Source organism: Massilia sp. GER05 (assembly GCF_052056005.1).
Lineage (GTDB): Bacteria > Pseudomonadota > Gammaproteobacteria > Burkholderiales > Burkholderiaceae_D > Telluria > Telluria orientalis.
Genome location: NZ_CP178858.1, coordinates 6,279,093 through 6,302,149 on the forward strand (window position 1 = coordinate 6,279,093; position 23,057 = coordinate 6,302,149).

At 66.7% G+C, this 23,057-nt stretch carries 21 protein-coding genes and 1 riboswitch; of the genes, 10 read left to right on the forward strand and 11 right to left on the reverse strand.

Annotated features, from left to right (window positions below; genetic code table 11):
- Nucleotides 1-9: 9 nt before the first annotated feature.
- From ACL58G_RS27715 to ACL58G_RS27725, 3 genes are all read right to left on the reverse strand, one after another.
- Nucleotides 10-723: a hypothetical protein gene (locus ACL58G_RS27715; RefSeq protein WP_413387345.1), complete on the reverse strand. Its 714-nt coding sequence runs from the start codon at nucleotides 721-723 to the stop codon at nucleotides 10-12.
- A 2-nt stretch (nucleotides 724-725) separates the two neighbouring features.
- Nucleotides 726-1,586 (reverse strand): MipA/OmpV family protein, encoded by an 861-nt coding sequence (locus tag ACL58G_RS27720; RefSeq protein WP_413387344.1) that lies wholly within the window; start codon nucleotides 1,584-1,586, stop codon nucleotides 726-728.
- Between the two features lie 73 nt (nucleotides 1,587-1,659).
- The gene (locus tag ACL58G_RS27725) at nucleotides 1,660-2,883 is read right to left on the reverse strand and encodes a hypothetical protein (RefSeq protein WP_413387343.1); all 1,224 of its coding nucleotides are present in this window, start codon (nucleotides 2,881-2,883) and stop codon (nucleotides 1,660-1,662) included.
- Between the two features lie 398 nt (nucleotides 2,884-3,281).
- Between ACL58G_RS27725 and ACL58G_RS27730 the strand changes: the two genes are divergently transcribed.
- Nucleotides 3,282-4,598: an ATP-binding protein gene (locus ACL58G_RS27730; RefSeq protein ID WP_413387342.1), complete on the forward strand. Its 1,317-nt coding sequence runs from the start codon at nucleotides 3,282-3,284 to the stop codon at nucleotides 4,596-4,598.
- Here the strand turns inward: ACL58G_RS27730 and ACL58G_RS27735 are convergent, their stop codons facing one another.
- From ACL58G_RS27735 to ACL58G_RS27750, 4 genes are all read right to left on the reverse strand, one after another.
- A complete protein-coding gene (locus tag ACL58G_RS27735; RefSeq protein WP_413387341.1) occupies nucleotides 4,599-5,267 on the reverse strand; it encodes a thiol:disulfide interchange protein DsbA/DsbL in 669 nt (222 codons plus the stop codon).
- Nucleotides 5,268-5,319: 52 nt separating this feature from the next.
- Complete coding sequence (locus ACL58G_RS27740) at nucleotides 5,320-5,652, reverse strand: hypothetical protein (RefSeq protein WP_413387340.1); 333 nt, start codon at nucleotides 5,650-5,652, stop codon at nucleotides 5,320-5,322.
- An 18-nt stretch (nucleotides 5,653-5,670) separates the two neighbouring features.
- On the reverse strand, nucleotides 5,671-6,333 hold the full coding sequence (locus ACL58G_RS27745; protein WP_440963819.1) for a thiol:disulfide interchange protein DsbA/DsbL: 663 nt from the start codon (nucleotides 6,331-6,333) through the stop codon (nucleotides 5,671-5,673).
- 167 nt (nucleotides 6,334-6,500) lie between these two features.
- On the reverse strand, nucleotides 6,501-8,483 hold the full coding sequence (locus ACL58G_RS27750) for a TonB-dependent receptor (protein ID WP_440963820.1): 1,983 nt from the start codon (nucleotides 8,481-8,483) through the stop codon (nucleotides 6,501-6,503).
- 71 nt (nucleotides 8,484-8,554) lie between these two features.
- Nucleotides 8,555-8,780: riboswitch (cobalamin riboswitch) on the reverse strand.
- Between the two features lie 46 nt (nucleotides 8,781-8,826).
- Between ACL58G_RS27750 and ACL58G_RS27755 the strand changes: the two genes are divergently transcribed.
- The 4 genes from ACL58G_RS27755 to ACL58G_RS27770 all read left to right on the forward strand — a co-directional run bounded on the left by ACL58G_RS27755 (nucleotide 8,827) and on the right by ACL58G_RS27770 (nucleotide 13,116).
- Nucleotides 8,827-10,950 carry a M1 family metallopeptidase gene (locus ACL58G_RS27755; RefSeq protein ID WP_440963821.1) on the forward strand — a complete coding sequence of 708 codons (2,124 nt, stop codon included), beginning with the start codon at nucleotides 8,827-8,829 and terminating at the stop codon, nucleotides 10,948-10,950.
- Entirely contained in the window at nucleotides 10,947-11,843 is an 897-nt protein-coding gene (locus ACL58G_RS27760; RefSeq protein ID WP_440963822.1) for a hypothetical protein, read from the forward strand. Before ACL58G_RS27755 ends, ACL58G_RS27760 begins: the two co-directional genes overlap by 4 nt.
- Nucleotides 11,844-11,905: 62 nt before the next feature.
- Nucleotides 11,906-12,721: a DODA-type extradiol aromatic ring-opening family dioxygenase gene (locus ACL58G_RS27765; RefSeq protein WP_440963823.1), complete on the forward strand. Its 816-nt coding sequence runs from the start codon at nucleotides 11,906-11,908 to the stop codon at nucleotides 12,719-12,721.
- Between the two features lie 122 nt (nucleotides 12,722-12,843).
- Complete coding sequence (locus ACL58G_RS27770) at nucleotides 12,844-13,116, forward strand: hypothetical protein (protein ID WP_440963824.1); 273 nt, start codon at nucleotides 12,844-12,846, stop codon at nucleotides 13,114-13,116.
- A gap of 230 nt (nucleotides 13,117-13,346) precedes the next feature.
- On the opposite strand, the gene ylqF is transcribed toward ACL58G_RS27770, so the two are convergent.
- Both ylqF and ACL58G_RS27780 read right to left on the reverse strand, forming a co-directional pair.
- A complete protein-coding gene (gene ylqF, locus ACL58G_RS27775; protein ID WP_413344120.1) occupies nucleotides 13,347-14,294 on the reverse strand; it encodes a ribosome biogenesis GTPase YlqF in 948 nt (315 codons plus the stop codon).
- 119 nt (nucleotides 14,295-14,413) lie between these two features.
- Nucleotides 14,414-15,346 (reverse strand): histone deacetylase family protein, encoded by a 933-nt coding sequence (locus ACL58G_RS27780; RefSeq protein ID WP_413387333.1) that lies wholly within the window; start codon nucleotides 15,344-15,346, stop codon nucleotides 14,414-14,416.
- 153 nt (nucleotides 15,347-15,499) lie between these two features.
- On the opposite strand from ACL58G_RS27780, the gene ACL58G_RS27785 reads away from it, so the two are divergent.
- From ACL58G_RS27785 to ACL58G_RS27805, 5 genes are all read left to right on the forward strand, one after another.
- Nucleotides 15,500-16,420, forward strand: coding sequence for an AAA family ATPase (locus tag ACL58G_RS27785; protein WP_413387332.1), 921 nt, complete (start codon nucleotides 15,500-15,502; stop codon nucleotides 16,418-16,420).
- 23 nt (nucleotides 16,421-16,443) lie between these two features.
- Nucleotides 16,444-17,439, forward strand: coding sequence for a DUF58 domain-containing protein (locus ACL58G_RS27790; protein WP_413387331.1), 996 nt, complete (start codon nucleotides 16,444-16,446; stop codon nucleotides 17,437-17,439).
- Nucleotides 17,436-19,415, forward strand: coding sequence for a transglutaminase TgpA family protein (locus ACL58G_RS27795; protein WP_413387330.1), 1,980 nt, complete (start codon nucleotides 17,436-17,438; stop codon nucleotides 19,413-19,415). The genes ACL58G_RS27790 and ACL58G_RS27795 overlap by 4 nt, the downstream gene beginning before the upstream one ends.
- On the forward strand, nucleotides 19,412-20,572 hold the full coding sequence (gene mltB, locus ACL58G_RS27800) for a lytic murein transglycosylase B (RefSeq protein ID WP_440963825.1): 1,161 nt from the start codon (nucleotides 19,412-19,414) through the stop codon (nucleotides 20,570-20,572). Before ACL58G_RS27795 ends, mltB begins: the two co-directional genes overlap by 4 nt.
- 445 nt (nucleotides 20,573-21,017) lie before the next feature.
- Entirely contained in the window at nucleotides 21,018-21,359 is a 342-nt protein-coding gene (locus ACL58G_RS27805) for a hypothetical protein (RefSeq protein ID WP_371764786.1), read from the forward strand.
- Nucleotides 21,360-21,525: 166 nt separating this feature from the next.
- Here ACL58G_RS27805 and cysM read toward each other — a convergent pair whose 3' ends face one another.
- Both cysM and ACL58G_RS27815 read right to left on the reverse strand, forming a co-directional pair.
- Nucleotides 21,526-22,428 (reverse strand): cysteine synthase CysM, encoded by a 903-nt coding sequence (gene cysM / locus ACL58G_RS27810; RefSeq protein ID WP_413343973.1) that lies wholly within the window; start codon nucleotides 22,426-22,428, stop codon nucleotides 21,526-21,528.
- A 136-nt stretch (nucleotides 22,429-22,564) separates the two neighbouring features.
- Entirely contained in the window at nucleotides 22,565-22,969 is a 405-nt protein-coding gene (locus ACL58G_RS27815) for a helix-hairpin-helix domain-containing protein (RefSeq protein ID WP_440963826.1), read from the reverse strand.
- Nucleotides 22,970-23,057 lie beyond the last annotated feature (88 nt).

Here is a 23,057-nt window from a genome sequence, read left to right on the forward strand (position 1 = left end):
CATACCAAGTTATTCGAAGATCGGGACGATCGCGAGCGGCGCATTGTAGGTGACGACCTGGGCCCGTCCGGGCGCCGTGGCGAAGCGCCAGGTCACGATGGGGAAGCCTTCGTCGGGATCGCCCGCGAAGGCGGCGCCGGACGTGACAGGCAACGCCTGCTCGCCGCCGTCCGCGTGGCGCAGGCGGGCACCGGCCGTTTCGGGCGATCCCTTCCGTGGGAACACGAAGCGCACGCCGGCACACTGGCGCGCGCGCTGCGACGCATCCACGTAGCGCACGAAGCCGAGCGCCTGGGCGCAGGCCGTGCGCAGGTCGGCGGCATCGTACTGGCCGTCGGCGCGCGGCGCGATCGTCACCTGCGGGCGCAGCACGAAGGGCATGCCCTTGCGGTTCAGGACGAGCGCCGCGTTCTCGTCGTACGCCGCCTTCGTCAGCGGAAACACCGTGCGGCCGAGGGCGTCCAGCGGCAGGTTCAGCTGCGTCGTCTTGCCCGTCAGCGTGAGCTGGGCGCCCTCGCCCAGTCCGGCGTGGTCGCGCGCCTGCACCTGCAGCTGGCTTTGCAGCAGGTTCTTCGGACCGCCGTATTTCTCGAACTGGACCATCGCCCGGTACGCATCCCGGTAGCTCACCCATTCGCCGGCCTGTGCCTGCGCCTGCACGACGGCTGGAGCGGCCGCGAGCAGCGCGACAAAGGCAGCGATGAGGTGGCGGGATGCGCGCATCGTCAGAACCGGTAGGCGAAGGCGGTCGAAACCGTCAGGTTGGTGGACCGCTCGACGAGCGGGCTCTTGGCGGCATTGCCCAGCAGGCCCTTGGCCTGCAGGTTCGACGTCAGCATCCACGAGGGCGACAGGGCCCAGTTCCAGCGCACGCCGACGTGCGCCTCCTGCAGGCCGCCGCCCGCGTCGTAATACGAAAAGCGGCTACGCGACGCTTCTTCCCGCGAGATGCCGAAATACGTCTGGTTATAGTTGCGGTTGACGATGGACACGCCCGCCGACACCGACACGCGGTGCTGGCTGCCCAGCTCGAACGCGAGCCGCTGCACGCCCAGGTCCAGGCGCGCGCCGTCGTGGTCGTTGCCGGCGCCGTACAGCACGCTGCTCGTCAGGCGCCATTGCGGCGTCAGGTAATAGTTCGCGAAGACGCCGCCCTGCAAGCGGGCGCCGATCTTGTCCATGCCCTCGAGACGCGTGGCGACCATGTGGCGCTTGTCGATCGGATCCGGGACCGGGCCAATCAGGGTCGTACCCCATGCGCTGGCGCCGTCGACGGTCTGGCCGGTGCCGGACTCGTCGCGGCCGGGCTGCACGGCCACCAGCGGGCCGTATTCGAACGTCGGGCTGTCCGTCAGGTGCATGCCGGCGCTCATGCCGGAAATAAAAAGGCCGTTGCTCCATTGAACCTGGAGCACCGGCAACGCTGATACCTTGCGGCTTCCCGTCCCGTCCCAGCGCGGCGCCGACTGCACGCCGAGGCCCACGTACATGTCGCGGCTGCCGTCGGGCATGGGGTTGGTCGCCGGCGTCTGGGCCCACGCCGTACCGCAGGCAGCGCCCAGCGCGAGGAAGAGAAGCTTGTTCATGTTCGGGGTTGAAAGATTCGGGAAGACAACATTCTACGTCCTTGTCTTCCTTCCTCCCATATCCTTTCCTGCTTTAATGCCTCGTTGCCACTTCAGTCGAAAATACCACCGGCAGATCGCTGCGCGGGATCACGGCCAGGTGCGCGGGGGTCGTCACGTGCATGGCGCACATGATGTCCGGTCCCGGCACCGAGCGCACCTCACGCACGAGGATCCTGTCGCCCGCACGCAGGATGCCGTCGATGGCAGTCGAGTAGCAGCTGTTGGCGCCGCTGCCCATGAAGACGCCGACGACCATCTGCGACGCGAAATCGACGGCGGGCCTGGCGCGGCCCGGCGCGTGTTCGTTCCACAGGCGGGTCCAGGCAGCCTCGTCCTTGACGACGACCGTGCGTTCGTCGTGGACGCCCGACAGGCTCGTCGCATCCGCGGTCTGGAAGAAGATGTCCGCGGCGGCCACCTTGTTGAACGCGACGTCGGCATCCACGCGATCCACGGCCACGACCTGCATCGGCTGGGTCACGACCGGCAGGCAGATGGCGACCGTGGTCACGTCGCGCTCGTCGATCTCGACTTCGAGCTTGCTGGCGCCCGCCGCCACGCGGCCGACGACCATGCTGCGGCAACCGCTGGCGTATTCGCCCGCGAACACGGCGAGGAGCATCTTGCGCGTGAAATCCACTTTCGGCTGGGCCGGGACCGAGGTGCGGCCGGCGGTGTGCTGGGCCCACAGCTTGTCCCAGGCCGCCTGGTCCTTGATGACGACGGTTTGCGGCGCCGTCACGCCCGAGAACGTGTCCTTCGCGACGGTTTCGAACGTGACCGCCGTGCCGGCCGCCGGCAGGAAGGCCAGTTGTTCGACCTTGTGGCTGCTGCCCAGGCCCAGGTCCGGCTGGTCGGCATGCTTGACGATCGTCTCGAACAGCGCGCGGGCGCTCTCGTCCTGGCAATAGGTCTTCGGTCCGGCGATCGTGTCGCCGTACGAGCACAGGCGGGCTTCCGGCTTGTTGCCGAACAGGACTTGCTCATAGGACGCGTCCGCGCAGCGACCGGCATGGTCCCAGAACACTTGCTTGCCGTCGATGACGAACAAACGGTTCTTCGTCTCGCTGCAGGCGGCAGTGCGCGCCATCTCGACGAACGGGGCGGTGGCCAGGACGGCCGGGTGCGGCTCGCCGACCGCGATTCCCGGGCTGGCTTGCTGGTCATGCATCGTGCTTCCTCCACCGCAGGCGGCCAGTGCCGCGCCGACGATCATGGCGCCCAGCGGCGTCATCACGCGTCCAAACATGCTCATACTCTCCCTCTCCTGGAAACGATGGCGCCGTGTGCCCGGCACGCATCCCGAATAAAAAAAGGGTCCGCCTTCTCTCGCGCATCGGACGGACCCAAACGGAAAACCCAATGAGGACAGGTCGAAAACCTGCTGCGCGTTGCATTGCCGTCCTGCGATGCTCACTGTACTCACGCACAGCAGCGCCTCTCGAACGGCACCGCTGCCGCTCGCGACGGTTTTCGACGTGTCCTGACGTGTAGACATCGTACGCAGTCCGGTCAAGAACTTCATCCGCGGACTGTCCAGCATTTGTCCTCAATTTGTAAGGGATGGTTTTTTAGATCATTGCTCCTATACAATTTCGAGATGTGTAAGACAAATTCAGCCCCAGACAGTGCCCACGACCGGAGGACGGCGGCGTGAATCGCCTGTTTTTCCGCTTCTTCGTGCTCGTGATGCTGTCGATCACGGCGGCGACGTTCGTCATCTATTTCGTGTTCGCCCGGCTGTTCGGCGATCCGCTGGACGACATCGCGCGGCGCCAGGCGTCGGCGCAGATCTTCCTGCTCGAACAATATGTCGACCGGGCGCCGGCCGACGAGTGGCTCGGCCGCCTGAACAAGGTGCGCGAGGTGTCCGAAGCCCATTTCGACCTGATCCCGCTGGACCAGGCGCGCGCCGCCCTGCCTGCCCGCCAGCATGAGGCGCTGGAGCGGGGCGACGTCGTGCTGGATCCGCAGCACAAGGCATTCTTCCGGCGCGTCGACCTGCAAGGCGACCGCTACATCGGCAGCAACGAGGAAGTGATCCGCGCGTACAACCTGCCGATCGACCTCGGCCAGGCGCTCGCGATGGAGGTGGTGCGCTACGTCGTCGTGGCGCTGGCGCTGCTCGTGCCGATCGCGCTGTGGTCGCGCTCGCACTGGCAGGCATTGCAGACGCTGTCGCGCGTGGCGGATGAATTCGGTGCCGGGCAGCTGACCGCACGGGCGCACCTGAAACCGGCGGACGCCGTGTTTCCGCTGGCCGAACGCATCAATGCGATGGCCGAGCGCATCCAGGGCTTGCTGGAAGCGCAGAAGAACCTGCTCCACTCCGTGTCGCACGAACTCCGCACGCCGATCGCGCGGCTCGAATTCGCGCTGGAACTGCTGGCCGAGCGCGCGGGCGACCCCGCGCTGACCAAGCGCATCGCGGCGATGGAAGGCGACCTGACCGAGTTGAACGATCTCGTCAACGAACTGCTGTCGATGAGCAAGCTGGACAACGCGCAGGGTCCGCAGCGCGCCCTGTTCGAGCTGGAGCCGCTGCTGCGCGAATGCACGGACGGCCTGCATCCGCGGCCTCAGCGCCTGCACGTGGACCTGGGCGAGCGCCTGGGCAGCGTGGACGGCGACCGCCGCCTGCTCGGCCGCGCCATCGGCAACCTGCTGCGGAATGCGCAGAAGTACGCGGCGCACGAGGTCGCGCTGCGCGTGCGGCGCGACGATTGCCGCATCGAGATCGCCGTCGAGGACGACGGCCCCGGCATTCCCGAAGAAGAACGGGAACGCATCTTCGAGCCGTTCTACCGCCTCGACCGCAGCCGCGACCGCGCCACCGGCGGCTTCGGCCTCGGCCTGTCGATCGCGCACAAGGCGATCGCCCTGCATGGCGGCAACCTGAAAGTCGAGCAGTCGACGCTGGGCGGCGCCCGCTTCGTGATCAGCCTGCCGGACGGCGTGCTGTCGGCCTGATTACTTCGCCTGCGCGGCCTTGTCGACGAGCTTGTCCGCCACCTGCAGCGTGGCCTTGAACACGTCGGCGCGGTCGGCGCCTTCCATCTGGCGCGACAGCAGGCCGGGGTTCGTCAGGAAGCGGCCGCCGACGATGAGCGTGGGTGCGGAATCGACCTGGTAGTTGGCCGCGACCTTGTCGAGCTGGCGCAGGCGCGTCGTCACGCCGAACGAATTCCACGCGTCGAGGAAGGCCGCGCGGTCGATGCCGTTCTTCGCCGCCCAGTCGATGATGACGTCGTCTTTATTCAAACGGATATGGTCCGTGTGCACCGCCTTGAACACTTTCGCGTGCATGTCGCCCAGCCGGCCCAGTGCTTCGAGCGTCAGGAACAAATGCGCTTCCGGATCGGCCCGTCCCGTCGACGGGTAATGGATGCGGCGCACCGTGATGCGGTCGCCTTCCTTCCTGACCCACTCCTCCAGTAACGGTTCCAGTGCATTGCACACCGGGCAGTGGTACATGAAGAATTCGATGACCTCGACCTTGTCGCCGTTCGCCTGCACGGGCTGCGAACGGGCAAGCGTGGCATAGTCGACGCCATTCTGCGGAACAGCGGGCGACGCATGCGCGAGAGACAGCGACAGGGACAGCAGCAGGCCGAGGGCGGCGGCACGCAGGAGCGGCATGGACAATCCTTCAGGTCGTGGAAAACCTGAAGGTTACCATTTCCTTAAGGAATTATCGACGTCCGACCGGCGCCGGGCGTTCCGGCTTCACGTGGCGCATGGCATAGAACAGGTGGTCCCACCAGTGCTCGCGCGAATGCACGGTCAGCAGGCATTGCCGGTCGATCTCGCCCTTGAACACGGGGTCCGCGCATTGATTCGTCACCAGCGCATTGCGCTGGTTTTCGGCGTTCACGAGCGCAATGGCGAGCCAGAATGCAAGACCTGCGAGCACGATCACGAGGATCCAGGCCGCGTGATTCCAGTTACTCGAATCGAACAGATGCTCCTCGTCCGGCTTGGACTTGTCGTACATCTTCAGGATCTTGCCTTCGGCATCACTCATTGCGCTGTTTCTACCTTTTTATTTCGACTTGGCGGCTTTCGCGACCAGGGCATCCATTACTTGCAGCGTGGCTCCGAACAGGGCCGGCTCGTTCTGGGTCTTGACCGAATTGTAGACCAATGCCGGCGACGTCTGGTACTTGCCGTCGATGACGATGGTCGGCACGCTGTCGACCTTGTAGTCGCTGGTGATCTGCGGCAGGCGGCGCAGCTTGGTCGTCACGCCGAACGAGTTCCACGCGTCCAGGAACTTGTTACGGTCGAGACCATTCTTCGAGGCCCAGTCGATGATGGCCGCGTCCGTGTTCAGGCGCAGGCGATCGACGTGCCAGGCCTTGAAGACCTTCGGCTGGAACTCTTCGGCCTTGCCCAGCGCTTCCAGCGTCAGGCGCAGGTGCGCTTCCGGATCGTTCGGCCCCGACGACGGCAGGTGGACGCGCTTGAACATGATGTTGTCGCCCTGCTTTTTGACCCACTGTTCGAGCTGCGGTTCCAGCGCGTTGCAGTGCGGGCAGTGGTACATGAAGAACTCGATCACCTCGACCTTTTTACCCGTGGCCTGCACCGGTTGCGGCTGAGCGAGCGTCACGTACTCGACACCGCTCTTCGGGTCGGTCGGCGACGCGAACGCGGTGCTGGCGGCGAGGACGGTGGCGAGCAGGGCAAAACGCAGGGAACGCATAGTTTTCCTTCTAGGGTTGGTTAAGCAAACGACGCGAGATTACCACTTTTTCGGTCGCGAACCTTAGCCAGGGCTTATTTCTTGCAATTGGTTACCGCCGTAACCAACACCGGGGTCAGAGCCCGATTTTGGGCAATTTCCAAATTAAGGGCTCTGACCCCGGTTTGTCAGAAGTCGTACCGGGCCGACAATTTCAGTTGACGTCCGTCGCTCGGGTAGATGCCGCCCTTGCACGAGAACGCATTGCTGAAGTAACGACGGTCCGCCAGGTTCAGCCCCGTCGCGGCGACGTCCCATGCGCCCACCTTGATGCTGTAGCGCGCGTCGAGCGTCGTGTAAGACGGGATCCGTGCGCCGCAGGTGTTGCTGAAGTCGCCGCCGTAGCGCTGGCGGTCGACCCATTGCACGCCCACGTCGGCCGACTGGCCGTTGGCCGGCACCCATGCCAGGCGCGCCGTCACGACGTTCTTCGGCACGAGCGCCAGTTCGCGGCCGGTGTTCGGGCCATCCGTGAAGTGCGCGATCACGTGCTGCAGATGCGCACTCGCACGCCAGCCTGCGGCCAGCGCCGCCTCGGCGTCGATCTCGAAGCCCTTGCGCTCGGTCGGATCGAGGTTCGTGTTCGCACCCCAACCGCCGTTCAGCGTCGGATCATAAAAAATCTCGTTGTCCAGGCGATGGCGGAACACGCGCGCCGTCAACGTGCGGCTGTCGTCGCCCGGCGCACGGCGCAGGGTCGTACCGAGTTCCAGGTCGTGCGACGTCTGCGCCTTCAGGATGTCTCTGCTTGCACGGTAGCCGTTCTCGTCGACGTTGGCCACGCGGTAGCTCTGCCCCGCCTTCGCGTACACCTCGACGAGCGGGTGCACGCGGTAGCTGGCCTGCGCTTCCCACGCGTTCTGCGATTGCGAACGGTCTTCCGGCGCGACGCCACCCACGACGTCCACGACGCTCTTGTCGAAGTTCTCGTGGCGCGCGCCCAGGGCGATGCGGCCGTCGTGGGCCGAATCGAAGCGCAGCTCGTCGCGCAGGTACACGGCTTTCGACGACTGGCTCGCGTCGGCGCTCGAGAACGAGGCCGTCGTCTTGCGCTTCCAGCGCGTGAGGTCAACGCCGCCCACCAGTTCATTGAGCATGCCGCCGACGTCGGACAGCCAGCGGGCGCGCGGCGAGAACTGGTCCTGGCGGCCGTCGTACGCATTGTTCGAGCCGAAGGACAGGTAGTTCGAGCGCACGTTGCGCTCGCGGTGCGACAGGTCGGCCGCCAGGTCGACTGTGCCCAGGCGGTATTCGGCGAAGACGTTCGCGCGGTCCGTGTTCAGCGAGCCGAAGTCGTTCGGCGTCGCGGCCAGGCGCGGGTCCGCGTCGAACTGGGCCAGCGACAGCGCGCCGGGAAGGCGCGAGTCCTGGCGCGCGCTTTCGACGTGGATGCCGGCGCGGCCGCCCGTGAAGCGGGTCTGCAGGTTCAGCGAGGCGGTCGTCTGGTCGAAATCGCTGTTGCGGCGGTAGTTATTCGAACCCTGGCGCGCGACGGCGATGTCGGCGCTGACGTTGCCCGCCGTCTGCGACAGCTGCGCGCGCACATCGTGCTCGTGGAACGAGCCGCCTTCCGCAAACACGGAGCCGTGCAGGCCGCCGGCCACGTTGCGGCGCGTCGTGATCTGGATGATGCCGCCGGTGGCGCCTTCGCCATACAGCACGCTGCCGCCGCCACGGGTGATCTCGATGCGTTCGACCGTGTCGATCGGGATCGTCGACAGCACGGTGTTCGCCAGTTCGTTCTCGTTCAGGCGCACGCCGTCGACCATGATCACCATGTTCTGCGCGCTGTTGGTGCCGAAGCCCCGCAGGTCGAGCGCGAAGTCGGGCGACGAATCCAGGCTCTGGCGGCCGAACACGCCGCCGATCTTGCGGATCGCGCTATTGACGTCGTTGACGCCAGCGCGGCGGATGTCGTCCTGCGTGATGACGGTGGCGCCGATCGGACGCAGGGTTTCCACGCTCGGGAAACGGGCCCCGGTGATGACGACGGTCGATGGGTTGCCGTCCTGGGCGCGCACGGCGCCGGTGGAGAACGACAGGACGATGGCACAGGCCAGCGCGAGCGGCTTGATAGCCGGCGCGCCGCGGGTGGAGGCGGCAGTATGCATTGGATGTTCAGTGTTCGTTTGGCGCCGGCAAGCGTCCCCGCACGCCGGCGTACACAAAAGCGCGGCGTAACGCCGGCTTCCCCTGTCTGGCCGGTCTCCGGGCTCCAAGACGGACCGTCCCACCTTCCTATGCAAGCACAGTGGCTGTCGGGGCGGCCTGTCGCCATGCGGCGACGCTTGTTTACCGTTGCGGGGGCAGCACACGTTGGCACGCCGCCGTAGGCGACGCCGCTTCGTGTTTCCCGTTTAACTGCACGCGCAGACGCGCGTGCGGGCACCAGAACCCCGAGATTATAACCTGTATAGTGTAGGCACAAAAATAACAGCCACGCCGGGATCCCGCATGCTTCCTCGTTTCCGATTTCACCTCGCCCTCGCCGCGCTGCTGCTGGCGGGCGCGGTGGTCGCCGCACCTGCATCCGACGGCATCGCCCTCGCCCCGCCGGATGCCGCCGCCGTGCGCGTGCCCAGCAGCGCGGATGCCTGGGGCGGCCCGCGCACGGGCCGCGAATCCACGCTGTCGGACCGCGTCGTCCATTACGACATCGCCGCCACGCTCGACCCGGTCAAACACACGGTCACGGGCCGCGAGCGGATCACGTGGCGCAACCGCAGCACCGTCGCCGTCAGCAGGGTCTACCTGCACCTGTACATGAACGCGTTCGAGAGCGCGGGCAGCACGTATTTCACCGAGCGGCGCGAGCGCGACGGCACCTTCCGCTCCGGCGTCGACATCAAGGATGCGTGGGGCCACATCGCCCTGCGCCGCGTCGCGCAAGGCGGCGCCAACGTGCCGTGGACGTTCGTCCATCCGGACAACGGCCCGGCGACGGACCATACGGTCGTGCGCTTCGACCTGCCGCAGGCCGTGGCGCCGGGCGCATCGACGACGCTCGACATCGACTTCCTCACGCAGTTGCCGCGCGTCGTCGCCCGCGCCGGCTACTTCGGCACGTTCCACCTCGTCGCCCAGTGGTTCCCGAAGATCGGCGTGCTGGAACTGCCGGGCGAACGGGGGGCGACGTCCCCGCGCTGGAACGTGCACGAGTACCACCTGAATTCCGAGTTCTATGCGGACTTCGGCAGCTACGACGTGAAGCTCACCGTCCCGCGCGACTACACGGTGGGCGCGACGGGCGAACCGCAAGGCGCCCCCGTCGACAAGGACGGCATGCGCACGTGGCGCTTCGTGCAGGGCGACGTCCACGACTTCGCCTGGACGGCGGACAACCAGACAGCCAGGCCGCTCGTCGACACGTGGACCGGCCCGGGCAGCCCGACCGTGACGGTGACCGTGCTGTACCCGCCCGAATTCGCCGCCAGCGCGGCGCCCGCGCTGAAGGCGGCAAAAGCATCGCTGACGTACTTCTCGAACACGCTGGGTCCGTACCCGTACCGGACGCTAACCATCGTGATCCCGCCCTACAACGCGGAGGAAGCGGGCGGCATGGAATACCCGACGTTCTTCACGGCCGAAGCCTACCGGACCGTCGAACCGCGCACCGCGAACCAGTTCGCCCTCGCCTTCGTCACGATCCACGAATTCGGCCACGGCTATTTCTACGGCCTGCTCGCGTCGAACGAATTCGAGGAACCGCTGCTGGACGAAGGCCTCAACGAATACTGGGACAACCGCATGATGCGCGACCAGGGCCAGCTCGCGTACATCGCGCCCCCGCTGCTCGCCCGTCTCGGCTTCGCGCCGGGCTATCCGACCTTCGACGCCGAACGCACCGCGACGCCGCGCCACGACCCGGCCGACCCGCCCGGCGCCAACGCGTGGCACCGCCTGCAGGACATCGGCCCCGTCTACACGCGCACGGCGATCCTGATGCGCGACCTGGAAGCGCGCATCGGCCGCGCACCGATGGAGCGCGCGTTCAAGGAATACTACCGGCGCTGGAAATTCCGCCACCCGAGCACCGCCGACCTGCGCGCAACGCTCGCCGAGGTGACGGGCCAGCGCGCCGTCATCGAGGACGCGTTCGAGCGCCAGGTCTACGCCGTCTCCCGCGTCGACGACGGCATCGCCGACCTCACGAGCACGGAACTGGTGCCGCTCCCCGGCGCGCACGCCAGCCAGTCCGCCGTCGACAAGCGCATCGACGCGGCGCGCGCGGCATGGCGCAAGACGCATCCGGGCGACACCGGGCCGTACCCGTACCGCACCGATGTCACGGTCCGCCGCCACGGCGCGCCCGTGCCGCAGACGCTCGTCGTGAAATTCGCCGACGGCAGCACCGAGACCGCGCGCTGGGATGCCGACGAACGTTGGCACAAGTTCACCTGGACGAAGCCGGCGAAGGCCGTCTCCGCCGAACTCGATCCGCAGCGCCTGCACTACCTGGACGTGAACAAGCTCGATGACAGCCGCACGCTCGCACCGGATGCGCGCGCCTCGCACCGCTGGGGCTTCGAGTTCGCGGCCGTCGTCAACTACCTCCTTGCCCTGATCGCCACCTTATGACGACCGAAACGCTCACGCCCCCTTCGCTCGCGCCGCGCGCGGCCGGCCCGCATGGCGTGCTGCACGCGGCGCGCGCCGCGCTGCAATGGCGTTTGCTGCTGTGGTGGGCCGTGCTCCTGCTGCTGCCGACCGTCGTCGCCGCGCTGCCGGTGTGGGAGCTGCTGGCCGCCAGCCTCGATCACTCCGTGTACGCGGGACGTTTGGCGGAACGCCTCGACATGATCGCGTACGCCGACATCCTGCACGCCGCGCGCGACCAGTACGCGCCGGCGCTGGGCGCGGGCAGCCTCGTCGCACTGGCGCTGACGTTGCTGCTGTCGCCGCTGCTGGCCGGCATGGCGCTCGCCGCCGCGCGCGCGCCGGAACCGCTGGCGTCGGGCGCGTTGCTGGCCGCCGGCGCGCAGTGCTACCCGCGCCTCGCGCGCATGCTCGCGTGGTCGGTCGTCCCGCTGGGCGTGGCGGGACTGATCGGCAGCTCGGCCCACCATCTGGCCGGTCGGATCGCCGAGACGGCGCGGCTGGAAACCGACGCCGAACGCGCGGCGCACCTGGCCACGCTCGCGACCGTCGTGCTGCTCGTGCTGGCCCACGCGACGGTCGACATCGGCCGCGCCATGCTGGCCGCCGACCGCCGCCGTACGTCCGCCATCGGCGCGTGGTGGCGCGGCTGCGGGCAGCTGGCACGCCGGCCGCTCGCGCTGCTGGGCACCTATCTGGGCATCACCGCGGCCGGTCTCGCGCTCGCGGCCGTGCTCGCGTTCGCGCGCGTGCACGTGCCCGCGCTGGGGACGGCCGGCACCATCGGCGCCGTCGTGCTGGCCCAGCTCGTCGTGCTCGTGCTCGGGTGGATGCGGATGGCGCGCCTGTTCGCGCTGGTGGCGCTGCTGCGCTGATCCACGCAATCACTGTGGATCGGCTACCATGAACGCTTCGATTGCCGTCTGAAGGAGCCGCCATGACCCGTTTGCCCACTTATTTCGTCTCGCACGGAGGCGGCCCGTGGCCGTGGATGAAGGACCAGTACGGCCCCACATATGCCGAGCTGGAAGCGTCGCTGGTCGACATCAAGCGCCAGGTCGGCGTGCGTCCGAAGGCCGTGCTCGTCGTGACGAGCCACTGGGAGACGGACGATTTCACCGTATCGTCCGGCACGGCCCCGGGCATGATCTACGACTACGGCGGCTTCCCGCCGCACACGTACCAGATCCGCTATCCGGCGCCGGGCGAACCGCGGCTGGCGGCGCGCGTCGCGCAACTGCTGAACGATGCCGGCCAGCCTGCCCGCCTGGATGCGGAACGCGGCTTCGACCACGGCACGTTCTCGATGCTCGCGCCGATCTATCCCGAGGCCGACATGCCGGTCGTACAGCTGTCGATCCGCCACGGCTACGACCCGGCCGTGCACCTGGCGGCCGGCCGCGCGCTGGCCCCGCTGCGCGACGAGGGCGTGCTGATCCTGGGCAGCGGCCTGTCGTTCCACAACCTGCGCCAGTTCGGCCCGGGCGGCGCGCTGGCGTCGAACGCGTTCGATACGTGGCTGCAGCACGTGCTGCTGGAGTTATCTCCCGCCGACCGCGAGCAGGCGCTGCTGCACTGGAGCGAGGCACCGTATGCGCGCATGGCGCATCCGCGCGAGGATCACCTCGTGCCGCTGTGGGTGGCGCTGGGTGCGGCCGAGCAGGAGGCGGCCGCGTGCGTGTATCACGAGGAGAGTTTCTTTGGGGCGTTGACGGTGTCGAGTTTCAGGTTTGGCGGGCCAAACGTCTCATGATGGTGCCCGGAGCCGGCGTCGAACCGGCACCGGTTGCCAGCACTCGATTTTAAGAACGCAAGTCGATCTTCATTAACGTATTTCGTTCCTCCCTCACGACCTGGCAGACGAAAGGTGACCTGATGGCTTCATTACTTGAGCAGTTCGCCAAGGAGGAGGCGACACCTTATGTTCGCGGGCTTATTCTGGAAGCGGTACGTGAGCGCGAATCAAATCCCGCGCGGGAGCAAACTTATTTCAATTTCAACCGCTTTGATATTACCCTTGATTTCGTCAGCGATACCGTCCTGATCGAAGACGAGCTGAATTTCGATCCTGTCGCCAACGAGGTCCGGCTTTCACTCACTGAGTTTATGCGCTACTTGTCGTCCGAGCCAGCGCCGCGCAGTGAATAGCTTGCCCCTCGTCACCAGCGATTGTCCCAGGTCGAAAGCCGCCCAAGCTGAAGGACAGGAGCCGGCCAGAAGCGGACCCAGCGAACGTTTGTGCGCTCCACTTATCGCGGACTGCGATGCATCCGGCATGAGCGACGAGCAGACATTCATCAGGCGTTCCGCCGCCTGCCTGCCCACTCATCTTTTTGTCAGGCGCCCTAACAAGGTGTAGACGATTTTGTCTACACTCACTAAGACCCGCGCTTCCCGCGCGCCGCCTCTTCCGCCTTGCGCGCCGCCTTCTCGGCCGCGATGCGCGCCTTTTCTTCCATCTCGATGCGGTGGCGCTCCAACGCCTCGGCGCGGGTCTGCGGGGTTTCCAGGCTGATGCGGCCCAGCGCGCCCTGGCGGTAATCCTGCAGCAGCACGTGGGCCGCCTTTTCGTAGTCGTAGTCGCCGCCGCGCACGCGGAACGCGCGGCGCTGGGCGACGCCTTCGATCACGCCGAAGCCGTCCAGCCCGTCCGTCTTGATGCCGTAGCGCGCCGTCAACAGTTGCGGATAGCGCTGCAGCAGCAGGCCGCCCAGATATTCCGCCACTTCTTCCTCGATGACGGCGTTCGTGCCGATCGCGTGGCTGGCGGCCAGCATCAGGCCGTCGCTTTCCATCGCGATCTTCGGCCACAGCATGCCCGGGGTGTCGACCAGCACCGTGAATTTGTCCAGGTAGAGCTTTTGCTGGGACTTCGTGACGGCCGGTTCGTCGCCGACCTTGGCCACGCGCTTTTTCAGCAGCGCGTTCATCAGCGTCGACTTGCCCACGTTCGGGATGCCCATGATCATGATGCGCAGCGGCTTCGTCGGCACGCCGCGGTGCGGGGCCAGCGCCTTGCACAGGTCGGGGATCCGCGCCACGTCCGACGGCTTCTTGGTCGTCATCGGGTACGCGGTCACGCCCTCCTGGGCGTCATACCACGCGGCCCAGGCCGCGGTGGCGGCGGGGTCGGCGAGGTCGGTCTTGTTCAGCACCTTCAGGCAGGGACGCTGGCGGAACTTGCGCAACTCTTCGACCATCGGGTTGCTGCTCGCCTGCGGCAGGCGGGCGTCCAGGACCTCGATGACCACATCGGTGTTTTCCATCTGCTCCGCGGCCTGCTTGCGGGCGGCGGCCATGTGGCCCGGGAACCATTGAATCGACATGCTCTACCTTCAAAAATTTGCGTGCAACCGGCTATTTTACCCTAGTCCACGCAAATCGACGACAGCCAGGACGGTGCCGCAGAGCCGTCCGGGTCGACTGGCCTCCTGTCGACGGCGCTTCAGTCGAGTTCCGCGAGGGCCTTGACGTGGGCCACGACACTGCGTCCCAGCGCCGACAGCGCGTAGCCGCCCTCCAGGCAGCTGACGATGCGCCCGCCCGCGTACCGGCGGGCGATGTCGGCGACCTGGTGCGTGATCCAGGCGTAATCCGCCTCGACGAGGGCCATGCCGCCCATGTCGTCTTCCTTGTGGGCGTCGAAGCCGGCCGAGATGAAGATCATCTGCGGGCGGAACGCGTGCAGCGCGGGCAGCCATTGTTCGGCGACGAGCTTGCGCACGACGTCGCCGCCCGAGTACGCGGGGACCGGTACGTTGACGCAGGTCGGCGTGATCGGTTCCGGCTCCGTGTACGGATAGAACGGATGCTGGAAGAAGCTGGCCATCAATACGCGCGGGTCGTCCTTGAACGACTCCGCCGTGCCGTTGCCGTGGTGGACGTCGAAGTCGACGATGGCGACGCGCTCCAGCCCATGCACGTCGAGCGCGCGGCGCGCGGCGATGGCCACGTTGTTGAAGAGGCAGAAGCCCATGGGCACCGTCGGCCGCGCGTGATGGCCCGGCGGGCGGACGGCGCAGAAGGCATTGTCGACGGTGCCGGCGATGACGGCATCCGTCGCGGCCACGGCGGCGCCGGCCGCGCGCAGGGCGGCGCGGTAGCTGTCCTTGCACAGCAGGGTGTCGCCGTCGAGCGGATAGAACTCGCCTGCTGCCTGCGGCAGGTTGTCGCGCACGAGGTCGAGCGCACCCTGCGTGTGGTTGCGCAGGATGTCGGCTTCGTCGGCCAGCGGGGCGCTCACCTGCTCGACGAGCCCCTCCAGGCGCGCGAGGATCAGCTGGTCCTCGATGGCACGCAGGCGCTCGGGGGCTTCGGGATGCCAGCTGCCCATCTGGTGCAAGGTGCAGTCCGGGTGGCTGTAAATGGCTGTACTCATGATTCCTGGTTGATGCTCATCGATACCGCAAGTCCCTCCGTTCTCGCATAGAATCGATGCGAAAGGCAACCGCAGGCATATCAGGATTGCTAACAGCGTTAATCTACCACGCCCGGGAGCCCCGCCGCCCGGAACGACCATCGGAAGCCATCCATGTTCAATCAATTGCACGCCGCCGCCCGCCAGGTCAACCAGATCGTGGTCGGCAAGGACCAGCAGGTCCGCCTCGCGCTGACCTGCCTGCTGGCCGGCGGCCACCTGCTCATCGACGACGTGCCCGGCGTCGGCAAGACGACCCTCGCCCATGCGCTCGCGCTGGCGCTGGGCCTGAAGTTCAACCGCGTCCAGTTCACGAGCGACCTGCTGCCGGCCGACGTCGCCGGCATCTCCGTCTACGAGCGCGAAAAGAACGGCTTCGTCTTCCACCCCGGCCCGATCTTCACCCAGGTGCTGCTCGCGGACGAGATCAACCGCGCCACGCCCAAGACGCAGTCGGGCCTGCTGGAAGCGATGGAAGAGCGCCAGGTCACGGCCGATGGCGTCACCCGCGCGCTGCCGGAACCCTTCTTCGTCATCGCGACGCAGAATCCCGCGCACCAGGTCGGCACGTTCCCCCTGCCGGAATCCCAGCTCGACCGCTTCCTGATGTGCCTGTCGCTCGGTTATCCGGACGCCGCCGCCGAGCGCGCCCTGCTGATGGGCGAGGACCGGCGCGCGATGCTGAAAACCATCGAGCCCGTGATGCGGCCGGAAGATCTGCTCGACGCCCAGCGCTCGCTGCGCGCGATCCACGCCTCCGACAAGCTCATCGACTACCTGCAGGCGCTCGCGCTGGCATCGCGCTCCGGCAAGCTGTTCGCGGAAGGCCTGTCGCCGCGCGCCACGCTCGCGCTGCTGCAGGCCGCGCGCGCGTGGGCCGCGCTGGAAGGCCGCGACCACGTGATCCCGGAAGACGTGCAGGCCCTGCTCGTGCCCGTATGCGCGCACCGGTTGCGGCCGCTGCGTTCCGCGCAGGGCGTGGCGATGGCCAGCCGCGACCTCGTTCTGCAGTTGCAGAAATCGGTCCCGGTCTGATGCCCCCGGCAGCCGATCCAGCGATGGCACGACCCGATGGCTGGCTGAACCGCAAGCGCGCACAGTGGCGCACGAAGACGACGGCCCGCGACACGGGCAGCGTGCTGCTGAACCAGCGGCGCGTCTACATCCTGCCCACGCGCGCGGGCCTCGCGTTTTGCGCGCTGCTGCTCGTCCTCCTGATCGGTTCGATCAACTACAACCTGGGCCTCGGCTTCGGCCTCACGTTCGTCGCCGGCGCCTGCGCCATCGTCGACATGGTGCAGACGACGCGCAACCTGGCCGGCCTCGTGCTCAGCCCCGGCCGCGCGCCGGACGTGCACGCGGGCGAGGACGCGCCGTTCGAGCTGCGCGTCGAGAACCCGACGCGCCTGGCCCGCTACGCCGTCTGGATCGATTTCGAGCACATGCCCGAACCGCGGCAGGCCATCGACGTGCCGGCCGGCGGCAGCACGGCGCTCGCGCTGCGCACGGCCACGCGCACGCGCGGGTGGATGCGTCCGCCGCGCGTGCGCCTGGCCACGCACTTCCCGCTCGGCCTGTTCCGCGCGTGGAGCTGGTGGCAGCCGGACAGCCGCGCCCTCGTCTACCCGTTCCCCGAGCAGGACGCGCCGCCGCTGCCGATGCTGGGCCGTCCCAGCCCCGACGGCGCGGGCAGCACGGGCAGCGATGATTTCGCCGGCGTGCGCAGCTACCAGCCGGGCGACCCGCTGCGCCACCTCGCGTGGCGCCAGATCGCGCGCCTCGATCCGGAACTGGGCGGCCAGCTCGTCACCAAGCATTTCGAGGGCGGCACGGTCGACAAACTCGTGCTCGACTTCGGCGCGCTGCCCGCCCAACTCGACGTCGAAGTGCGCCTCGCGCGCATGGCCCGCTGGGTGCTGGAAGCGGAGCAGCGCGCCCTGCCCTATGGCTTTATCCTCGGCCACATCCGTTACCCCGTGGCGCTCGGCACGGCGCACCAGGCGGCGTGCCTGCGCGCGCTGGCGCTGTACGGCTTGCCGGAGGAGCCGGCGTGAAGATCCTCCTGTCACGGGACAAGCAGGATACATTGCTGCTGATCGCCAGCAGCCTGCTCGTGCTGGTACCGCACGCGGCCCACCTGCCCGTGTGGGTGAGCCTGCTGTGCGGCGCCACGCTGGCATGGCGCGCCGCGGTCACGCTGCTGGGCCGGCGCATGCCGTCGAACGCGCTCCTCGTGCCGATCGCGGCGGCCGCGATGTTCGGCGTGCTGCAGAGCTATCACACCCTGCTGGGGCGCGATGCGGGCGTCGCCATGCTCGTCCTCCTCGTCGCCTTCAAGATGCTGGAGATGCATGCGCGGCGCGACCTGTTCGTCGTCGTGTTCCTGTGCTACTTCCTGGTGCTCACCAATTTCTTTTATTCGCAGACGATCCCGACGGCCCTGCTGATGCTGGCCTCGCTCGTCGCGCTGCTGGCCACGCAGTTGTCGTTCCAGCTGACGGGCGCCGTGCCCCCGCTGCGCACGCGCCTGTGGATGGGCGCGAAACTGCTCGGGCTGGCGCTGCCGCTGGCGGGCGCCGCGTTCGTCCTGTTCCCGCGCGTCGAAGGACCGCTGTGGGGCATGCCGGACGCGTCGCACAGCGCGCAGAGCGGCCTGTCCGACACGATGGCGCCCGGCCAGATGTCGAACCTGGCGCAGTCGGAAGACGTCGCGTTCCGCGTGAAATTCGACGGCCCCGTGCCCGCGCAGCCGCAACTGTACTGGCGCGGCCCCGTGCTGGGCAGCTACGACGGCCGCACCTGGACGCGCGTGCACCCCTCCCGCCACACGCGCCCGCAGGCGCTGTCGCTGTCCGTGGGCGGCACACCGGTCGGCTACCAGGTCACGCTGGAACCGTCGAACACGCGCTGGCTGTTCGCCCTCGAGATGCCGCGCGCCATCCCCGAGCTGCCGGGGCATGGCGTGACGCTGTCCGGCGAACTGGAATTCCGGTCGCTCGACCCGATCGGCGAGCGCGTGCGCTACGACCTCGTCTCCTTCGTGCACTACAGCCTGCAGACGGATGCGTCGCCCGTCGACGGGCAATGGCTGATGCTGCCCTACGGCCTGAATCCGCGCACGCGCGCGGCCGGCCAGGCGCTGGCGTCCGAGCCCGATCCGGCGCGCCGCGTGGCGGCCGTGCTGCGCCTGTTTGCGGAAGGCGGTTTCGTCTACACGCTGCAGCCGCCGCTGCTGCCCGGCCGCGATTCGATCGACGATTTCCTGTACGGCACGCGCGCGGGCTTTTGCGAGCATTACGCGGGCGCCTTCGTGTTCCTGATGCGCGCGGCGGGCGTGCCGGCGCGCGTCGTCACGGGCTACCAGGGCGGAGAAATGAACCCGATCGACGGCTACCTCACCGTGCGCCAATCGGACGCGCATGCGTGGGCCGAGGTGTGGCTGCCGCGGCGCGGCTGGGTACGTATCGACCCGACGGCCGCCGTGGCGCCGGAGCGCGTGCAGCGCAGCCTGGCGCGCGCGCTGCCGCCGCCGGCGCCGTTCGGCCTCGAGGGCCTGGGCCGGCTGCTGCAGCCCGATCCGGATTCGCTCCCCGGCCGCATCCGGTACATGTTCGGCGCCGTCAACAATGGCTGGAACCAGTGGGTGCTGAATTACACGCCGCAACGCCAGCGGCATCTCGTGCAACGCTTACAAGAAGGATTGTCCCATTGGCAAAGCCTGGCGCTCATTGCCATGCTCTGCGCCATGTTGTTCCTGGTAAAAAAATTCTCGCAGAGGCGGAAAGCCGACCCCGCCGATGCGCTATACTCGCTCCTGTGCCAGCGCCTCGGCCAGCTTGGCGTGCCGCGTGCGCCGGACGAAGGGCCGACCGCGTACGCGCAGCGCCTCGCCGCCGCCGACCTGGCTCCCGAGACTGGCGCGGCCGCGACGGAATTCCTGCGCCGCTACAGCGCTTACCGCTACGGACCGCAGAGTCCGGGCACCGGCCTCGTTCCCATCCTGAGAGATTTGCTGTCCCGAGTTCGATGAAATCCTTCGCTCCCCTGCTGCTTGCCCTGGCCATCGGCGCCGGGCCGGCGGCGGATGCCCTCGCCGCATCCTCGCTCCATCACACCAAGACCACGGCCAAGACCACGGCCAAGGCCGCCAAGGCCGCCAAGGCGGGGCGAAAGGCCGGCAGGAAGGCGAAAGCCGCCGCCCCCGCCCGCCCCGCCATCGATTACGACGGCGAGGCCGTCAATTTCAGCGACTGGCAGGCCGTGCGCGATTTCGAGGACGACATCGTCGCCCGCAACGGATTCGAGCGCGCGCAGATCGAGGATGTGATCAAACGCGCACGCTTCATCGATTCCGCCGTCCAGCTCGTAAAACCGGCGCCGCCCGGCAAGCCGAAGAACTGGCAGGCGTACAGCGACCGCTTCATCGAGCCGATCCGCATCAACGCGGGCGTGCGCTTCTGGAACGAGAACGCCGACCTCCTCGCGCGCGCGGAGGCGACGTATGGCGTGCCGGCCGAAATCATCGTCGGCATCCTCGGCGTGGAAACGATCTATGGCCGCGACACGGGCCGCTTCCGCGTCGTCGACGTGCTGACCACCCTCGCCTTCGCCTATCCGGAAGCGCCGAACCGCGCCAACCGCATGGCGTTCTTCCGCAGCGAGCTGGAACACACGCTGCTGCTCGCGCGCAAGGAAAACATCGACCCGTTCTCGCTGCTGGGCTCGTTCGCGGGCGCCGTCGGCATGCCGCAATTCATGCCAGGCAATATCCTGAAATACGGCGTGGACTTCGACGGCGACGGCATCGTCGACCTGCGCGGCTCGGCCGCCGATGCGATCGGCAGCGTGGCCAACTTCCTCGTCGAGCACGGCTGGGATCGCAACAACACGGGGCCGGCCGTGTTCCCGGCCAACGTGGCCCCCAGTCTCGCCTGGCAAGGGCTGCTGGGCGGCCTGGAAGCGCGCTACCGTCCGGGCGAGCTGGACGGTGCCGGCGTCGCGACGCGCACGGCCCTGCCGGACGGCCGCCTGTACGGCCTCGTCGATTTACAAAACGGGGCGGACCCGACGGAGTATTGGGTGGCGAACGCTAACTTTTTTGCTATCACTAAATACAATCGCAGTTATTTCTATGCCATGTCCGTGATCGAATTAGGCCGTGCGGTGCGGTTGGCGCGCGGAATCTAGTGTCCTCCAACCAACAACTTTGTATCAGTTTGTAACAGGATTGTCATAAATACGGCTGAGTCATGCAGTCGTGACAACCTTATACTCCCCGGGGGTATGCTTATTTCTTCTAGACAGTTCTCCTGAGAAACATAGCATTCTCCCCGATACCCCCTCTCAAGTTGTCATTCCACTACTCAATTCCTAATTGTGCGGCAGCGCATCGTTAATTGCTCTACACTTAAGTTTAAATAAAAAACAATGATATTCTCAGTGAGTTTGTGAGAGAATTGCATTGCGGCCATTGTTGCGATGGGACAACGAACTCAACGAAAGCCACTGATCCTTATTGCTCTTAAGTACTAAATTGGAAATTAGTTGTATAATTTAGTAGAAACTTTCATATCCTCACAGGAGTGGAAGTTCCGCCGCGAGCTCTGACAAACCCTCATAGGAATAGTGAATCATGACGAACCAAGTCGGTATCGATATGAACAGCGATTCGGAAAACGACGAACTGCTGCAATACAACCCGAATCGCCTGCTCGACACCCTGATCGAGAACCTGCGCCTGAAGAACGACGCCGCACTGTCGCGCGCCCTGGAAGTTGCGCCGCCGGTGATCTCGAAAATCCGCCACCACCGTCTGCCGGTCGGCGCTTCGCTGCTGATCCGCATGCACGAAGTCTCCGATCTGTCGATCCGCGACCTGCGTTACCTGATGGGCGACCGCCGTGCCAAGTTCCGCATCAGCGACAAGCAGTTCAAGCCGAAAGACAAGGACAGCAACGCAGGCGGCAGCGAGTAATAATGGCACGCACCGGACCGGACGGCGGCCATTGATGCCGCCGCACCGCCCGACTCTGCCGGCCTCCCGAATGATCGGATTGCCGGGTCAGGGATAGTATTTCCCCGCAGCGGATGCGGGATGGGGAAGACCCAGCGCCGGGAACCCGCGCCGGGCAAGCAAGCAATCAGGCGGGGAACACACCCGTCGACAGATAACGATCACCGCGGTCGCAGACGATGAACACGATCGTCGCATTCTCCACCGTTTGCGAGATACGCAAGGCGATTTCGCAGGCGCCGGCCGCGGAAATACCGCAGAAAATACCCTCTTCGGCCGCCAGGCGGCGTGCCATCTGTTCCGCCGCGGCCTGGGTCACATTCTCGACCTGGTCGATGCGCGATTTATCGAAGATCTTCGGCATATAGGCTTCCGGCCATTTACGAATGCCGGGGATCGACGATCCCTCCTCCGGCTGCGCGCCGATGATGCGGATCGCTTCGTTCCGTTCCTTCAGGTAGTGCGACACGCCCATGATGGTGCCGGTCGTGCCCATCGCGCTGACGAAGTGGGTGACGCGGCCTTCCGTGTCGCGCCAGATCTCCGGACCCGTCGTTTCGTAATGGGCGCGCGGGTTGTCCTGGTTGCCGAACTGGTCGAGGATGATGCCCTGGCCATCCTTCTGCATCTGCTCGGCCAGGTCGCGCGCGTATTCCATGCCGCCCGTCTTCGGCGTCAGGATGATCTGGGCGCCGTACGCGGCCATGCTCTGGCGGCGCTCGATGGACAGGTTGTCCGGCATGACCAGCACCATCTTGTAGCCGCGGATCGCGGCCGCCATCGACAGCGCGATGCCCGTGTTGCCGCTCGTCGCTTCGATCAGCGTGTCGCCGGGCTTGATCTGGCCGCGTGCCTCGGCCCCGCGCAGCATCGACATCGCCGCGCGGTCCTTCACGGAACCCGCCGGGTTGTTGCCTTCCAGTTTGCCGAGGATGACGTTGTTGCGGGCCGCCGCTTCCGGCCCGGGGATGCGCACCAGCTGCACCAGCGGGGTATTACCGATCGTGTCTTCGATGGTCTTGTATGCCATTGCCTACTCTTTTGCGAACGCGAAACCGACATTCTAATCCGAGTTGACGGGGCGCGTATGGGACCGGCAAGCGAAATACTTTTGTACAAACACAAAACCCCGCGCGGGGCGGGGTTCTCATGCGGCAGGAGCCGGATCAGGTCGCCGATTTGGCGGCCTCGGGTTTGGCTTCCGGCTTGGCCTTCGCGTCGGCCGGCTTGGCGCCGGCTTTGGCGGGCTTGGCGGTCTTGGCGGTCTTGTCAGCCGGTGCTGCGGCCATCGGCGCGCCGTCCTTGGCCTGGCCATTGACCTGCAGGCCGGCCTTCGACAGCTGGGCGGCGCGCTTGTCGGCCACACCTTTCACGCGCTTCTGGAAATCGGCCCAGTCCTTGAACGGACCGGCCTTGGTGCGCTCGTCGATGATTGCCTTCGACATGGCCGGACCGACGCCCTTGACCGAATCCAGCGCGGCGGCATCGGCCTTGTTGACGTCCACCTGGGCGAATGCAAAGCCCATCGACGCCACCAGCGTGGCGACTGCAAGCATCAGCTTCTTGATCATCTCGTATTCTCCGTTATCGTTGGCTTGGTTGGCGGCCGGGGATGGCCGCCTGTTGCCTTAACGGATAAATACGGCGATGGGTTGACAC

What these genes read in the sequence shown, in the direction of transcription:
- ACL58G_RS27790 (WP_413387331.1), top strand. Translation starts at nt 16,444, where the DNA reads ATGGCACGACCCGATGGCTGGCTGAACCGCAAGCGCGCACAGTGGCGC.
- ACL58G_RS27780 (WP_413387333.1), bottom strand. Translation starts at nt 15,346, where the DNA reads ATGAGTACAGCCATTTACAGCCACCCGGACTGCACCTTGCACCAGATG.
- ACL58G_RS27745 (WP_440963819.1), bottom strand. Translation starts at nt 6,333, where the DNA reads ATGCGTTCCCTGCGTTTTGCCCTGCTCGCCACCGTCCTCGCCGCCAGC.
- cysM (WP_413343973.1), bottom strand. Translation starts at nt 22,428, where the DNA reads ATGGCATACAAGACCATCGAAGACACGATCGGTAATACCCCGCTGGTG.
- ACL58G_RS27715 (WP_413387345.1), bottom strand. Translation starts at nt 723, where the DNA reads ATGCGCGCATCCCGCCACCTCATCGCTGCCTTTGTCGCGCTGCTCGCG.
- ACL58G_RS27735 (WP_413387341.1), bottom strand. Translation starts at nt 5,267, where the DNA reads ATGCCGCTCCTGCGTGCCGCCGCCCTCGGCCTGCTGCTGTCCCTGTCG.
- ACL58G_RS27760 (WP_440963822.1), top strand. Translation starts at nt 10,947, where the DNA reads ATGACGACCGAAACGCTCACGCCCCCTTCGCTCGCGCCGCGCGCGGCC.
- ACL58G_RS27725 (WP_413387343.1), bottom strand. Translation starts at nt 2,883, where the DNA reads ATGAGCATGTTTGGACGCGTGATGACGCCGCTGGGCGCCATGATCGTC.
- ACL58G_RS27720 (WP_413387344.1), bottom strand. Translation starts at nt 1,586, where the DNA reads ATGAACAAGCTTCTCTTCCTCGCGCTGGGCGCTGCCTGCGGTACGGCG.
- ACL58G_RS27770 (WP_440963824.1), top strand. Translation starts at nt 12,844, where the DNA reads ATGGCTTCATTACTTGAGCAGTTCGCCAAGGAGGAGGCGACACCTTAT.
- ylqF (WP_413344120.1), bottom strand. Translation starts at nt 14,294, where the DNA reads ATGTCGATTCAATGGTTCCCGGGCCACATGGCCGCCGCCCGCAAGCAG.
- ACL58G_RS27815 (WP_440963826.1), bottom strand. Translation starts at nt 22,969, where the DNA reads ATGATCAAGAAGCTGATGCTTGCAGTCGCCACGCTGGTGGCGTCGATG.
- mltB (WP_440963825.1), top strand. Translation starts at nt 19,412, where the DNA reads ATGAAATCCTTCGCTCCCCTGCTGCTTGCCCTGGCCATCGGCGCCGGG.
- ACL58G_RS27755 (WP_440963821.1), top strand. Translation starts at nt 8,827, where the DNA reads ATGCTTCCTCGTTTCCGATTTCACCTCGCCCTCGCCGCGCTGCTGCTG.
- ACL58G_RS27750 (WP_440963820.1), bottom strand. Translation starts at nt 8,483, where the DNA reads ATGCATACTGCCGCCTCCACCCGCGGCGCGCCGGCTATCAAGCCGCTC.
- ACL58G_RS27785 (WP_413387332.1), top strand. Translation starts at nt 15,500, where the DNA reads ATGTTCAATCAATTGCACGCCGCCGCCCGCCAGGTCAACCAGATCGTG.
- ACL58G_RS27740 (WP_413387340.1), bottom strand. Translation starts at nt 5,652, where the DNA reads ATGAGTGATGCCGAAGGCAAGATCCTGAAGATGTACGACAAGTCCAAG.
- ACL58G_RS27765 (WP_440963823.1), top strand. Translation starts at nt 11,906, where the DNA reads ATGACCCGTTTGCCCACTTATTTCGTCTCGCACGGAGGCGGCCCGTGG.
- ACL58G_RS27805 (WP_371764786.1), top strand. Translation starts at nt 21,018, where the DNA reads ATGACGAACCAAGTCGGTATCGATATGAACAGCGATTCGGAAAACGAC.